Below are 15,237 nucleotides of genomic sequence, written 5' to 3' on the forward strand. Positions count from 1 at the left end.
ATCAAGGGGAAAGGGGAGTGGCTGGCAGGTGGAGTTGGATTTGCGGGAGGGTGAGAGGAGGGGGCTGGTGGCAGTCGCGCTATGGAACGGCAGCAAAAGGTGACGCCGCGCAGGATAGCGCTGTTTTTTTCAACACTTAGCGCAATGACGGCACGCTGTCGCTTGCATGACCGCCGCCGACAGGTATAATCCAGAACGTTTCCGCATCCCCTTCAGTGCCGAAGTGGCGAAATCGGTAGACGCAGTTGATTCAAAATCAACCGTAGAAATACGTGCCGGTTCGAGTCCGGCCTTCGGCACCATCGGAACATCAATAGACGTCAACGGACGTCTTTTTTTGTGCCTGAAATCCAGTATCCGCAAGGCTATCCTCGCTTTTTCACTCAACCTAAGTCAACCTGATTCAATCTACATCAACTTACTGATGCGGGTACAACTGCGGGTATATCCCGGTTCGATAATGTTTGTACCCACACAGAACCCTTGAAAGGATACTCATCATGGCTCTGAGTGATGTGAAGGTTCGTTCGGCTAAGCCTGAAGCAAAAGCCTATAAACTGACTGACGGTGAAGGCATGGTTTTGCTGGTTCACCCTAACGGTTCTAAATACTGGCGACTTCGTTATCGCTTCGGCGGCAAAGAGAAGATGCTGGCGCTGGGGAAATACCCTGAAGTCTCGCTGGCAGATGCCCGGGCACGCCGGGATGAAGCCCGTAAGCTGTTAGCTAATGGTGTCGATCCCAGTGAGAACAAGAAAGCCGTTAAGGTAGAGCAGGAGCAAGAGGCGATAACGTTTGAAGTGGTTGCCAGAGACTGGCATGCCAGCAATCAGAAATGGTCTACATCGCATAGTGCTCGTGTATTGAAAAGCCTGGAAGACAATTTATTTGCTTCAGTTGGGAAGCGAAATATCAAAGATATTGGTACTCGTGACTTACTGGTTCCAATTAAAGCAGTGGAAAAGTCAGGACGCCTTGAAGTGGCTGCGCGTCTTCAACAGCGAACAACGGCAATAATGCGCTTTGCGGTACAGAACGGCTTAATTGATTACAATCCTGCACAAGAGATCGCTGGTGCGATCGCAACTGCTAAACGAAAGCATCGCGCTGCGCTAGATCTCAACCGCATTCCTGAGTTACTCCATCGTATTGATAACTACACCGGCAGACCATTAACGCGGTTAGCTGTGGATTTGACGTTACTGGTTTTCATCCGTTCGAGCGAGCTACGTTTTGCTCGCTGGACAGAAGTGGATTTTGAAACGGCTATGTGGACGATTCCCGGAGAGCGTGAACCGCTGGAAGGTGTTAAACATTCTCAGCGTGGTTCGAAGATGCGGACTCCACATCTTGTTCCCTTATCGCGTCAGGCCTTAGCGGTTTTGGAAAAGATCAAAAGTATGAGTGGGAATCGAGAGCTGATCTTCGTTGGCGATCACGATCCAAGTAAGCCGATGAGTGAGAACACGGTGAACAAGGCTTTGCGAGTTATGGGCTATGACACCAAAACGGAAGTATGTGGACATGGTTTCAGGACGATGGCGTGTAGTTCACTTATTGAATCAGGATTGTGGTCGAGGGATGCAGTGGAGCGGCAGATGAGCCATCAGGAACGTAGCTCTGTTCGGGCTGCTTACATCCATAAGGCGGAGCATCTCGGGGAGCGTAGATTAATGTTGCAGTGGTGGGCTGATTTTCTGGATGCGAATCGGGAGAAGCAGACTTCACCATTTGATTATTCTAAGATTTACAAACAGTCTTTTGACGATAGATAAATATGAATTATTAAGAGAACCCAAGTCAAAATTTACAGAGATTAGTATTAATAATCAACTGCTGTTTGTTCAGACTTGGGTTGTATAATTAGAAAATAACCCCAGATTGTATTTCTTTAACGAGTTCTCCCACGGAGAATACTTTCCAACCATCGACTTTTACCGGTGTTAAATTTACTGCAATTTTTGAAACCGGCCAGGCAGCTTCTACGGTAGCAATAATTTCATGCTCCGCGTTTTGTAAGTCTAATCCCGGAACTGGTGGCGGGTATCCTTTGTGTTGCATAATGTTTATATCACCATGAATCGATGGATCTGTCAGATCGTAAATATCCTTCCAGGATTCGGCCTTCAAAAGCCCTTGTTGGGAACGTAAGCGTTGAATGATTGCCATGTCAGCCTGAGTGACAAATATTCCTTCGTGCAAAGGTTGCTTTCGATGGCAATCTTTACACAAGACGAGTAGATTTTCAGCTGAGTTATCATATTTAATACCATTTTTGTGGTGAACATCGCATAGACTTTTCATGGACATTAAATTCACACCACAATCATTACATTTGTAGTTAGCTTGTTCTCGAGTAGTTCTGGATATATCCTTCCAATTTTCTACATAGCCGCTATTTGATTTATCATAGATTCCTTTAGGCATATGGCGAAAGCAGGTACTATAATCTGAAAAAAATTCATTCAAAGAAAATGATTTAAATATTACTCTTTTCTGTTGTTTATCTATACTTCCTTTGTAATTAAGGCGTTCTAGGCAGTTCATACAAACTTTAAGAGCGACATCTTGGCTCCGACCGAGCCCATCATCAATTTCAAATAAGCCATCAACACGATTTGTTGCATGATACCGTTCAAATCGATTTTTTTGGCGCATGTCATCTAATGTTCTACACCAGGCAATATGAAATCGCTTCCCTTTCTCTCCATCTTCAATAGCCGCATCATAACGTCCGGTATGGTCTCTAATATACAAAAGAACCTGTCTCCCTTGGTAGGAAATAAGACCACTGCCGGGATCAAGATCTTCAATTCTAACTTCTTTACCTGCAGAAAGTTCGATATCAATTGGATCAAAAACTACAGACGTTTCGTCAAGGAAAAAATCAACGCCTTCCGGCAACATTTTTCTTCCTAACTGAATAAGTTCAGAAATGTCGATAGATAATTTCATCTCTTACTCCTGAATTATTTTTCTAATCTGCAACTCGGCATTTGTTACAACTTTAAATGTTACTCGGCGAGAGCGATTGGGATCTTCTTTACCAGATTTATCAAGAATAGGGTGTGCGGAAGAATATCCAACGGCAGCAAATTTACTTTTTACCCACTTCTGGTGTGCTGCGCTTTCTTTTAAACCATAGACATACTGCAGTACTGCTCGTGTTCGCCCTTGCGAGAGTTCCATGTTATTAAAATAGGCCATGTCAGAATTGGACGCTCCATTCCAGTCAGTACTTGTATGTCCCTCAATACGTACTTCAGTAATATGTTCCTGGTAGTTATCAAGAACTTTAAGGTAGCGAGGGAAGAAATTATCAAGGATCTGTTTAAATTTTGGCTTAAGCTCTGTGCTACCTAAACCAAATAAGACATCGGGTGATTTAAAACGGACCTCAAGAGTTTGTTTGTCAATTTCAGCATCCCAAGCTGGCAAATCCTTTGTAAACTCAGTTTCTAGTGCATTATAGAGTTGAAGTTGAGCATTTTCATAGGCGACAGCCACTTCTTTAATTTTTTCTTTTTCAATACGCACATAGTGCATGTAGGCGATAGAAATAAACATAAATACCATCATCAGACCTGCCATTAAATCTGACATTGAAACCCAATGTTCATTATCTTGATCTTTTTTAGGGGCCTGCTTGCCAAGGATTTTATCCATTAGCAATTATCCTCGTTTTTGATTAGCAGAAATTAATGTTTGCAGTTGTCCCATGACAGCTTGATACTCTTTGAGTAGTCGCTCGTAGTTACCGACAAAACCTTTGCTGATTGAGAGCAGAGCATTCCCTAGTGATTGCATCTCACGATTCATTTCGCGCTCTGTTGCTTGCTCAAAAGCATGTAACTGCTCGTTAATTGAACTACCAAATTTCTCAATTGACTCTTTCACCTGAGATGTCAGTCCCGCGCTTGCTTTATCAAACGAAGATTGCATTGAACCAAACATGTTATCGGCATTGCTGGATAATTGTTGATTAAATTTCTCACCTGTCTTACTGAACATATCAATAACATTAGTAGTGTTTTGTTCCATATTTCGATGCAATTCTCTTGAGTGTGTTTCCAGAGATTTCAGGAACTCATCACCACTTTGTTTCATCTCCGTAATAGTGTCTCCTAGCGTGCTGGTAAGAGTTTCAGAGGAATTGCTGACATCATGGGCCATTGATGCAAAAGCTTGCTGTGTCTGAGTCACTGACTGTCTGAAACCTTCAGTGCCTTCATCAAGGGCAACTCGCATCGAATCAGCATTGATAAGTATCTGCTGACTGGTTTGTTCAAGAGACGCGCTGACATTCGCGGCACCTAATTTTAAGAGTTCACCCACTTCAGACATTTTTGTTTGAATTTCAGGTAAAACATCAGTTGCCTTATCGCGTATGGCGACAAAGGTTTCCAGATGACGGGAGAGTTCACCAATTTGGTGCTGATTCACTTGCAGCACGTCACGAAGCTCAGCCATCGCAAGAGGAATCTCTTTGCATTCTTCCCAGATCCCTGCGACAGCTTTTCTGGTTTCGACTAAAGATTCAACACTTTGTTGGTATTGCTCACCCATCTGCTCAACTTGGTTTTTATAGTTTTCCTGCCAGTCGACAAGTTTTTTTACAGAAGTATCAAGTGCTTTGAAATTCTCACCGAATTGTTCAGTTAAATTATTGTTGAAATCAATAATAACTTGCCTAAGGGCATCGATAATTTGTTCGGTTGCTCCTTTTGCCATCAGGTCTGCAAATTGCTGTAATTGTTCCCAGAGCTTATTACTGAAATTAGAATGGTTAGATATTTGTGCCCGGGAAGCATCACTGATTTCATTACGCAGTAGTTTTATTTGGGCAACAATGGAACCCTCTTCGCTACCACTCATGCCAGAGATTAACTTCACTAAATGTTTATTTTGTTCTTTTAATTCTTGATGGATATGCTCAGGAGTAACCGACGCTGGAGTATTCGCCTCCAATAGGCGACGTTTATTGGCAAAAAAGAAAGCATCTAATCCATTAAACAAAATTGCGAAAAACATTCCAACAATACTGGTAATGAATGCTGTCTTAAGACCTCCTAATAATACAGGGATGCTGGTATCAATGCTTTCAGTATTAAAATTAAGCAATCCAATAATGATACCGATAAAAGTACCCAGTATGCCTAATGCTCCCATTAATGTTGGAGCGTACTCTCGGAATTTGTTATGAATATTTTTATGATCACACCACCAAGCAGCACAAAATACAAAGATAACAGCCCAAATAAAAATGTTTGTGACGAGTGTGGAATCAATTGATTGAAACAAATGTTCAAAAAGCTGAGCTAACATTGTTATTCCTGTAATAATCACAGTTAGTAATGCTGGTGTAAAAATTGTATGTACACCTTGTAAAATATGTGGCCTTTAAACCAGTGAATCTTCGTTGATTGTATCAACTTTCGCCAAGATATACATGATTTCTATCATATTTTGTTGGTCTCAGGCGTTGAGCTTTCCTGCAATCATAGTAATCTGTTACTAATTGTATCAATCGAAGGCAGGTTGCTTGTGAAAACTCCCGTTAACCCACTTTTGCGATGGCTCAATGCGTTTTTTAGCAGTCGTTCATTACCCGGAGCTGATGGGAGGGCGCTGTATGCTTACCGTTGTCATGATGCAGAGTATGAAAGTTTGGCTGCTCTTCTTCGTGCCCATGTTCCACGTAACTACCCCAAAACCATATTCATTTCTTACAGTGATGTTTTGTTCAGCATATACGCCGCTGAGTTTATCCGCCGTAACCATACTGCAGGACATCCAAGATGGGACGTTATTTTAGAATCGATTGGCTGGAAGGTACCTTACGCACATCGGCAAAAGCTGGTAAATGATGGGATTCGTTACTGGAAAAGAAAGGTGAGAAGTCTGGGTCAAGCATCGGGTTATCTGCATACTCTGGCTTGCGAAGGCGGTTTGCCCATCCGGATGATTGAAAATGAAAGTGGCTATTTAATAACCTATTTCAAACGAGTTTATCAGGCACTACGTGGGCAATCGTCAAGGCGTCCTGCGGAAATAATCGCACAAGAACTGGGCGACACTATTCCTGCGACAATGCAAAATGAACTCGTCTATGAAATAGCTGGTGAATTTTGCGAGACACTTCATACGTTACTCAATGAGCATCCCACTCATGGTCAGGACCCCGTTTCCTCACTACGCAAACAATATCCTGACTGGCATCTTCAACTTCCGTTGGTACTCCCGGAAGAGAATGCCTCAGAGATTGTAAGACGATTACTTTCTCAATCTTCAGAGCCCCGTATATCAAGCAATGTGCTGGTTGAAAGGATATGGGTTGATGTTGATGACAGTTGGTATTGCGATGCCCGGTTTCGATTTCCGGCCACAATGCGTACTGAACAGTTAATATCCCTGTTTGAAAGCAATATTCAGCCGGAACAGACACGACTCATCATTTCTGCAAAATGGAGAAATGGTGGGGCCCGGTTGGCAATGCTAAGCCGTTATGAACAGCAAGATTGGCGAGTAGAGTTATTACCCTTCGCTATGCAAAAACTCTCTGGGGCAGATGCGATGACCGAAATATCGTTGTCGCTCCATGAAGGGCCGATTCTGCTAGGTCACGTAATTCCCAAAGGGGGTTATGAGCTTACCGAAGATTTACCATGGGTTTTTGAAGCGATGAATGAGAGCGAGTCGCAGTTAAAACTTGTCGGCATGGGCTCTGTTAGTTCCAGGCAAAACTCTCTTTTTATTTCGCTACCGACAAATAGTCATTTGGATATTAGTGGAGAAGGTGAGTTTGATATCCCGAGGTTGCTGAAAAATAGTGAACGTAGCTTAACTAAAATAAGCGGAGTATTCAGCGTTGTTTTACATGATGGCGCAGTTTGTACGATTCGCACGCAGCAACTTTATGATTCTGCGATTGAGTATTATATAAAACCGACAGAGATCGATCTGGTAAAATCTGATTATCCTGTCCATCGTGCTTGGCCAAAGATCGGCTGGAAAAAGGATATGCAGCATGGCATTGTCCCAGAGAACGAACTTTTTTGGCGATCCATTCGTTCAGGTAACAACTCCTGGTTTTCTGTCGCATCAGTAATGCCGAAAGGGCAGATAGAAGTCAGGCGAATAGTCAATGGTGAGGTTTTATTTAGCGGTAAAGTTGTGATTTTGCCAGCAGATTTCGATATTCAAATTATTCCCGAGACTGCTCAGCAAGGAGTTATTGTACTCTCTGGTATAACGGATGCAAGGGTTGATAAATATTCAAACAATGAAAAAGTAACACTTAAATCAGATTATTTGCAAAACGAGTGTGTTATTGATTGTAATTCATCACAGATGCTAGAGAGCACCATCAATTTACGAGTATCCTGGAAAGATGGTTCTAATCTTAAATTGTTATTACCTAAGCCCGTTAGCGGTGGACGGTTTGTAAGTAATGATGGTTCTGTTCATTTTGACGGTGTTGCATCTATAGCACATTTGCATGGCGTGGACGCTGAGCTGTTAACAATATCTTGTGCCGGGAAAGGATATCTTAATATCGAGTTGTTGGATGAAAACCCGATGTCTGAAAAATTTCATTATTTACATGCGGATATTCCATTGTTATCTGGCCGTAATGAAAAATTGCAACAGATTTCACTTTATGAGAATTATAATCTGCTGAACGCCATGCTTGTATGTGCATGGAAAAATGATAGTACATTACGTGTTGATTTTTACTCTGACAGATTTGGTAAGGACAAAACAACACTCAATATTAAACGCTACGATGGCCGTTTTATTGAGGGTGATGAAAGATTGCTGGTTGATATAAAAGATTCTATTGTTTTTCCTTACCATAAAATAGACGACATGGTTGTTGAAGCCATTTCTCTTAATACTCCTGACTTATGCACAGTCCTGCTGAAAAAAGATGAGTCTGGTTATGATTTCTCGACGTTGAATAATCAAGGTGGCCCATGGTTAATTGTGGGTAAAATTGATGGTGCAATTCGTATTGCACCAGTGATTAAATGGATGCTACCTACATTACAGACAGATGATTTATTTCTAAATGCTATATGCAACGCATCGCCAGAACAACGCAAGGAATATTGTAATGCGCTGTTTTTGGAAATGAAAAATAATCCTTTGCAAAACTCTTGTTATTTGTTGGTTGAGTACATTAAAAAATATAAGTTGAATAATAGCTTGCCTTTGCTGGAACTGGATTTATTTAGAGAAATTTCGAGTAATTATTGCGTGGTTGTTCAGTTGTTAATATCATCATGTCTTTCTGGGGATAGTGATGCTATTTATGATATACAGGAGGAATTACCCTTCTCATGGGGATGGATTCCTGTTTCAATATGGAAAGATGTCTTTGAACAGTGTTGGTGTTCTCTGGAAAAACAGATTAATGATAAGGCATTTGCATTAAATATACTACAGCCATTTATTGCATTTATAAATCATCAAGCGCATATCGATCGTCGATTAGTTCCCATCGCTAATATGTTGCTTACACATAGTGAGATATTACCTGCAGGTTGCACTGTATTGCCATCTGTAAGCCGCGAGCAGTTTAATGATGCCAAACAGATGTTATTAAGAAACCCAGATAGTTTTGGACGTGTCAGCATTTTTTCTAAAGAGCTTTGGGATAGTGCTATTACTCCAGACCTTAAATCTGTTTTTAATAAATTTTGGATCGAAAACACATATCACACTCGTTTTGAAAAACGTTTTAATTTGATGTTAGTCGCGGCGCTGCTTTCCCAAAGAAACAATAAACTTATGCATCAGCTAACTGCACTTTTTGAATTTCACTATCAGCAAGCCCCGCAGCAATTGGGGGTTATCTATCAGTATTATTTTGAACAAGCAGGAGTATGTCATTGATGAACGTTCAGCAACTGCATTATGCGCCACTTCTAAATCAGCTTCATCAGCGTGCGGTGAGGTCGGTGGTAAGTCAGCTGGCATTGCGGAGCAAGTCGTTGAGTCAATATCTGGAATCTCAATATTTCCAGCCTCCAGGTCTGGGGGGGTCACTGCTTGCAGATCCGGTATTCGAAAGTACGTTTGGCTGGATGCCCGCGGATGAAACAATGGAGGATTTGCGTGACAAACTGATCTCCAGCCCGCTGGTTGATGCTTTGAGCAATGCGCCAGTGCCGTTTCGTCATCAGCTAACTGCGTGGCGAACGATTCTTGAAGACAAGCAGTCCCTATTAGTGAGCAGTGGTACAGGGTCAGGAAAAACAGAATGTTTTATGGTGCCGGTGCTGGAAGATCTTATTCGTCAGCAAAATTTGACCCGGCAGTCACTAACAGGGACGCAGGCTATTTTCTTGTATCCGTTGAATGCGCTAATAAATAGTCAGCAAGAGCGGCTTCGCGAGTGGACTCGCGGGTTTAAAGGGAAGATACGCTTTGCGCTATATAATGGCGAAACCCGGCATACCAAATATGAAGTTCAGGAAGACCAGCTCAAAGTACCTGAACAGGCATTGAGTCGGGAAGCCATTTATGAAGCCCCACCGTCCATCATGGTGACGAATACCACGATGCTGGAATATATGCTGATTCGTCGCAAAGATGCCCCTGTCATTGAAAAGTCCCAGGGAATGCTGAAGTATATCGTCCTTGATGAGGCTCACAGTTATATTGGCTCTCAGGCAGCTGAATTAGCGCTGCTTTTACGTCGCGTCATGCAGGCCTTCAATGTTGGACCTGGTACAGATAAACCTGTGCAAATCATTGCTACCTCGGCCACTATTGGTGAAGATTCTCCTGAAGGTAATAAAGAACTTGCTAAATTTGTTGCCGATCTCGCGGGGGTCACAGAACGTGATGTAAAAGTAGTTCGCGGCTATCGACAAATACCGCCGATATCGGAGTCTCTTATTCGTCATGAATATCCCACATCTTTAGCATCTCTTAACTCACTAAGTTCTCAGGAACTTTACCAACAGCTGTGCCATTACCGTGTGGCCCAGCAATTGCGTCAGGCGTTAACTCGCCCCGGACGCCTGGCGGTACGTTTGAGTGAATTGCTCAATGTTGCCAGAAGAACCTGGCCAGACATTAATCACCGTGAGCTGCTGCAGCTTCTCGATCTGATGGCGAAATCGCGAGAGGGTGAATCTAAATTTTCACTAGCTTTTACGCCATTACGTATGCATGGGTTTATCCGAACACTCGCGGGCCTATGGGCATGTTCAAATAAACAATGCGCACATAAAGCGAGTGAATTAGGTGAGAGTGACTGGCCATTTGGTCAGGTATGGTTTGAACAACGCCAATATTGTGACTGTGGTGCGCCTGTATTTGAAATCTTACGTTGCTCCGGGTGTGGTTCAGCTTATTTGTCTGCCAAGGAGGAAGTGCGCGGTGATGGAACGAGCTGGTTGGTGGCGCAACCTGCTGCTGCCGAAGAGGATGAGTTTGCTCTTGATCTCGATGTTTATTCTGAAGATGAAGATAACAACGAATTAGAAAATAACTCCCAATTTGATCGTCTTATAGCGAGCGATGGTGAAAAATATATCATTTCACTGGAGGAAGCGACGGCGGGTAAAATCGACCGCGAGGCGCAAAAGCACTATGAGATAAATCTGCTAAGACCTGAATCTCGAGGTGAGGGACGCAATAATTCCTTTGCTTGTGTTTGTTGTGGTGACACCCAACGGAAAAATAATCCTTTGTTCCGTCCGCTTCGACTCGGTGCACCCTTTTTTTTAAATGAAATTATTCCTACTCTGCTTGAATTTTCGCCTTTACCGCAAACAAGAGAAGAGCAGTTAGGACCGTTTAATGGTCGACGTTTGCTCACCTTTACGGATTCACGTCAGGGAACCGCCCGTATCTCTGCCCGATTACAGCAGGACGCAGATAAAGCTACGTTACGAACCCTTTGTTATCAGGAACTGGCAAATATTAATGAGCCATCAGTAAAGCTCAGTCCGGCACATTGTGCATTATTAGAGAGTTTTATTACCCAGTTTTCTATCCCTCCGTTAAAAAATTCCATCGACGCACTGAGAAAAGCGATGGTTTCGAATGAGAAGCTTAGCCCAGCAGACGTTCAGGCGCTTAGAATTATCGAGCCGATGGTTAGTTCCTTAAGTCAGGAACATGCTGAAGCAATGCAAATACTCCTCGTCAATTCAGGCAATCAGCAGAAGAAAACCATGTCGTGGCATACTCTGTCTGAACAACTTGTTGGCAGTGTGGATCTTGCGGACAGAATGAGAGGCAGTTTTAAAGACTTGTCTGGACTTGAGCTTACTAAACAACAGTTTGCTGATTTTTGTTTATACAGTGAGTTTGGTCGCCGCCCTAAAAATGCCTGGACCCTCGAAAGTCTGGGGCTGGTGGCCATTCACTATCCATTTATTGATAAAGTCACAACCTGCCCGCAGGACTGGAAGACATTATTACCCGACCCCGATAAGCAATTACCGGAATGGCGTAATTTATTGAAGATTACCCTTGATTTCTTTATACGTGAAAACAGTGCCGTTTTTTACGAAAACGAGGAGTACCCTCGCTGGATGGGAGCACGTTTCCCGGTAAAAATGCTGCAGGGGCCAGATAAAAAATACAAAGGGCAGAAACGTGATCAACTTTGGCCACAAATACGCGATCGTCATTATAACCGGGTCATTAAGCTATTAATTGCTGTCTTTCCGGCAATACAGCCTGAGCAGGCTCACTGGAAAGCGCTGGTTAATTACTTAATGAATGAGGTCTGGGAAGCTATTCGACCATGCCTGCGTCAGTTTGAATCGGGTTATCAATTGGACATTAAACAACAAGCTGAATTTTACAGTCCAAAGCAAGTCTGGCGTTGCCCCTATACTCGCCGTGCGTTAGATGTCACTTTATTGGGTTATTCTCCGTATTTACCAGGTAGCAAAGAGATAGCACCTGAAAAAGCTGTATTGATTGAAATGCCTGAGCTTCCTGCGCGTCACTGGCGTTTATCTGGTGGTGGAGAAATGGCGCGAGAAGAGCGCCTGCACTGGCTGGAATGTAATGAACGCATTCAACATGCTCGGGAGGAGGGGGTATGGTCTACTCGCAGTGATCGATTGGCCCTGAAAGATAGCTGGTATCGTCTGGAGGAACACTCAGCGCAGCGAACACCAGAGAAGAACCAGTTTAATGAAAAACAATTTAAAGCAGGGAAAGTCAATGTGTTGAACTGTTCCACGACCATGGAAATGGGCGTGGATATTGGTGGTATGAGTTTGGTCGCGATGAATAACGTTCCTCCGGCTCCGGCGAATTATTTGCAGCGTGCTGGCCGTGCTGGCCGTCGCGGTGAAAGCGCATCTGCCGCCATTACGTTATGTAAAAACACCGCGCATGGAATGGAGGTATTCAAAGACCCTCTCTGGGCGTTCAACACCGTTGCGAGTGCCCCACGGGTTCGTTTTGGTAGCAGTAGTATTGTTCAGCGGCATGTTAACGCATTGGTTTTAGGTGCGTTTTTACGGGCTGAAGTTCCTGATGCGACAAAACTGAGTTGTAAATGGTTCTTTGAAGGTGATGAGAGCCAGTGTCTTCGTTTTCTCCATTGGTTAAATCATCAGGCCGATCAGCTGGCGGATAAACTTAAACGCCTTACCCAGGGAACTGTACTGATGTCATTGACGCCGCCACAGCTCTTGACTCGTACGCAAACGATGATGCAGCTGGTTGATACTCGTTGGAGAAGCCAACTTGCCATACTGTTGGAAAACATCGAAGCGTTGAAAGCAGATAACAGCGCGTGGGAAGAAACGCCAGCAGGCAAAGCAATCACTTATCAGCTTCGTGATTATCGCGGTGCTTATCTGTTTTCTAAACTCATCAGTGAAGCGTTCCTGCCGGGTCATGGTTTCCCGGTTGGCGTGGTCAATTTCAATTATCTGACTGCGGATGAACTGGAAAGACGTCGCGCAATAAAAGCCACTCAGGCTGACCCTAATGAAGGGGGAGAAAACTTTTCTCGCCGCATTGAAAAACTGCCCAGCCGTGACCTGCCCACAGCATTACGTGAATATGCTCCTGGTGCTGATGTGGTATTGGGCGGAAAAGTATATCGTTCCTCGGGTATTATGCTTGGTAAAGTACTTGCCAGCGGGCAGGAGCTGTCTGGCGATCATCATATTCCGTGGTTCTGGCATTGCCGTAAATGCGGCGCGGGAGCGACCAGCGCCACCCGGCCTGTCGAATGTTGCCACTGCAAGGCAGATATACAGCAGCTTGATGTGAAGCGGTATTTACAGCCTGTCGGTTTCGCGACAGACATTCGTTATCAGGCACATAATGATGTATCCATGCCTGCGCAACTTCCCTGGAAAGATCCTCGTGTTCTTGTACCTTCTTCGGTATGGGTCTCCTTACCCGATGCTGGACTCGGACGTTACCGTTTTAGTCATAGCGGGGAATTGTTCCACTTTAGTGAGGGTGAATTTGGTCATGGCTACGCAATTTGTCTTTCCTGTGGCCGGGCAGAATCTCAAACCCAGCCCCAGCGTACTCCGGAGAATCTAAAGAACCCGGAGAAGGAAAATACACACTACCTGTTGAGAGGCGGTAGTAATGATCGGCAGGGGAACAATAAATTGTGCCACGGTCATGTTCATAAAGATCTGTGGTTGGGATATAGCAGCCGTACAGATATGGTTGAGCTGCAACTCAGTGATGATAGTGGCTTACTGATCAGGGATGATGTTGCCGCGCGTTCCCTTGCGGTTGCTTTGCGTGAAGGATTAGCGCATAAATTGGGTATCGAAAATACTGAGCTGGGCGTGACGACACAGCAAGCGCGCGATATCGATGGCTTCACTGGATATTCTATCTTTATTTACGATAATAATGCTGGTGGTGCGGGTTATGCAGTGCAATTGATCGATAATTGGTCGGATGTCTTTAATTACGCCAGAAAATTGCTCGATTGCAGCTGTGATAAATTCTGCCACCACTGCTTGCTCAGTTACGACAGTCAGCATTATGTCGGCAAATTAGATCGTCACCAGGCATTAACCCTGCTCACTAATCTTCGTCTACAGCGGCTTAATCTCGCGCCAGAATATCAGTACTTCGGAGAAAGTAGTCGGGTTGAAACCAACCCACTCAGTTTGCGTATTGCGCAATGCCTGAACAGCGAGGTTTATGATTCTTGCTCGTTGGTTCTTGCTGGGTCGCAGGAACAGTGGAGTTTTGCGCAATGGCCATTATTTAAAGAGTTACTCCAGTTTGCTTCCTCTGGGGGCAATGTTGAGTTGCTGATTGCCACGCAGCTGGAAAACTTAGCTGATAGCACCAGACATCAGCTTTCCGCGCTAGCGGCGATACCGGGTGAATGCTTGCAAGTGAAATCTATAGACACTGCGCAACTTGTGCAAGGGAATGGGCACTTACTGGCACAGGTCACTCGTGAGGGGCAAACCCAACAGTGGGCCGCTGCCGACAGTGCCACCGTTTCGCCCGGTGAATTATGGGGACAAAGCTCGGCATCGCCGGTAGTGACGATTAAAGGGGCGTCCAGAAAAACATTCTCGGGTCAGACTTTGAGTGCAGAAGACTTACTGCCAGCATTGCCCGCCGGGGCGGTACGCATCAATCTCAGCCAACAACTTGACGGTCAGGTGGAAGGTTTTGGTTCGCGTTTCTGGGCACTGATAGCTCAGCAGCATGCTGACTGGAAGAAGGTTTTTACTAATGGACGCGAAATTACTCACGTCCATTATAGTGATCGTTATCTCAATAGCCCATTTACTGTACGTTTGTTAGGTGAAATTTTGACGGAATTGGTTGAACAGGGGCTGGCAGAACGTGCCGAACTCACTGTTTCAGTTAAAAAGTTAGAGTACAGTTCTCGCCAACACGATTCACTCTATAACGCATGGCTTGATGAGCAGGATCGCCAGCAAGTTATGACCACGTTGCTGGAAGAGGGCTACCTTGGGCCAGCCTGGTCAGGGAAAATCTCATGGTTAGCAGGAGATAATCAGAACACCGATCACGGACGTGAACTGACCGTGACCTTCAGCGATGGCAGTGAACATTATGTGTTGCTCGATATGGGACTGAGTTACTGGCGTTGTACAGGTGACACATTCTTCGATTTTTCAGGACGAATACCGAATCAGGTCGAGCGCCTGGCAACATGCCGGGCATTGGTTATAGCCCCGGATAATGGATTGAAGAGTTATATCATCGCAGGCTAAACGAATTCTCCCC

Annotated in this window: 6 protein-coding genes and 1 tRNA gene; 4 read left to right on the forward strand and 3 right to left on the reverse strand. The window is 44.3% G+C overall.

Going from position 1 to position 15,237, the window contains the following annotated elements; genetic code table 11:
* Positions 1-217 precede the first annotated feature (217 nt).
* Positions 218-302: transfer RNA gene (locus KHQ23_RS23105), tRNA-Leu, on the forward strand.
* Between the two features lie 198 nt (positions 303-500).
* On the forward strand, positions 501-1,775 hold the full coding sequence (locus KHQ23_RS23110; RefSeq protein ID WP_032435496.1) for an integrase arm-type DNA-binding domain-containing protein: 1,275 nt from the start codon (positions 501-503) through the stop codon (positions 1,773-1,775).
* A gap of 88 nt (positions 1,776-1,863) precedes the next feature.
* On the opposite strand, the gene zorE is transcribed toward KHQ23_RS23110, so the two are convergent.
* The 3 genes from zorE to zorA2 are packed head-to-tail and all read right to left on the reverse strand — an operon-like array spanning position 1,864 to position 5,325.
* A complete protein-coding gene (gene zorE, locus KHQ23_RS23115; protein ID WP_032435498.1) occupies positions 1,864-2,955 on the reverse strand; it encodes a type II Zorya anti-phage system protein ZorE in 1,092 nt (363 codons plus the stop codon).
* Between the two features lie 3 nt (positions 2,956-2,958).
* Positions 2,959-3,666: a type II Zorya anti-phage system protein ZorB2 gene (gene zorB2 / locus KHQ23_RS23120; protein WP_032435500.1), complete on the reverse strand. Its 708-nt coding sequence runs from the start codon at positions 3,664-3,666 to the stop codon at positions 2,959-2,961.
* Between the two features lie 6 nt (positions 3,667-3,672).
* On the reverse strand, positions 3,673-5,325 hold the full coding sequence (zorA2, locus tag KHQ23_RS23125; RefSeq protein WP_017694609.1) for a type II Zorya anti-phage system protein ZorA2: 1,653 nt from the start codon (positions 5,323-5,325) through the stop codon (positions 3,673-3,675).
* A 213-nt stretch (positions 5,326-5,538) separates the two neighbouring features.
* Here zorA2 and KHQ23_RS23130 point away from each other — a divergent pair, with 213 nt between their 5' ends.
* Positions 5,539-8,898, forward strand: coding sequence for an STY4851/ECs_5259 family protein (locus KHQ23_RS23130; protein ID WP_123193195.1), 3,360 nt, complete (start codon positions 5,539-5,541; stop codon positions 8,896-8,898).
* Positions 8,898-15,224, forward strand: coding sequence for a DEAD/DEAH box helicase (locus KHQ23_RS23135; protein WP_064141451.1), 6,327 nt, complete (start codon positions 8,898-8,900; stop codon positions 15,222-15,224). Before KHQ23_RS23130 ends, KHQ23_RS23135 begins: the two co-directional genes overlap by 1 nt.
* Positions 15,225-15,237: the final 13 nt, after the last annotated feature.

It is taken from the genome of Klebsiella sp. 64, assembly GCF_018223915.1.
Lineage (GTDB): Bacteria > Pseudomonadota > Gammaproteobacteria > Enterobacterales > Enterobacteriaceae > Klebsiella > Klebsiella pneumoniae.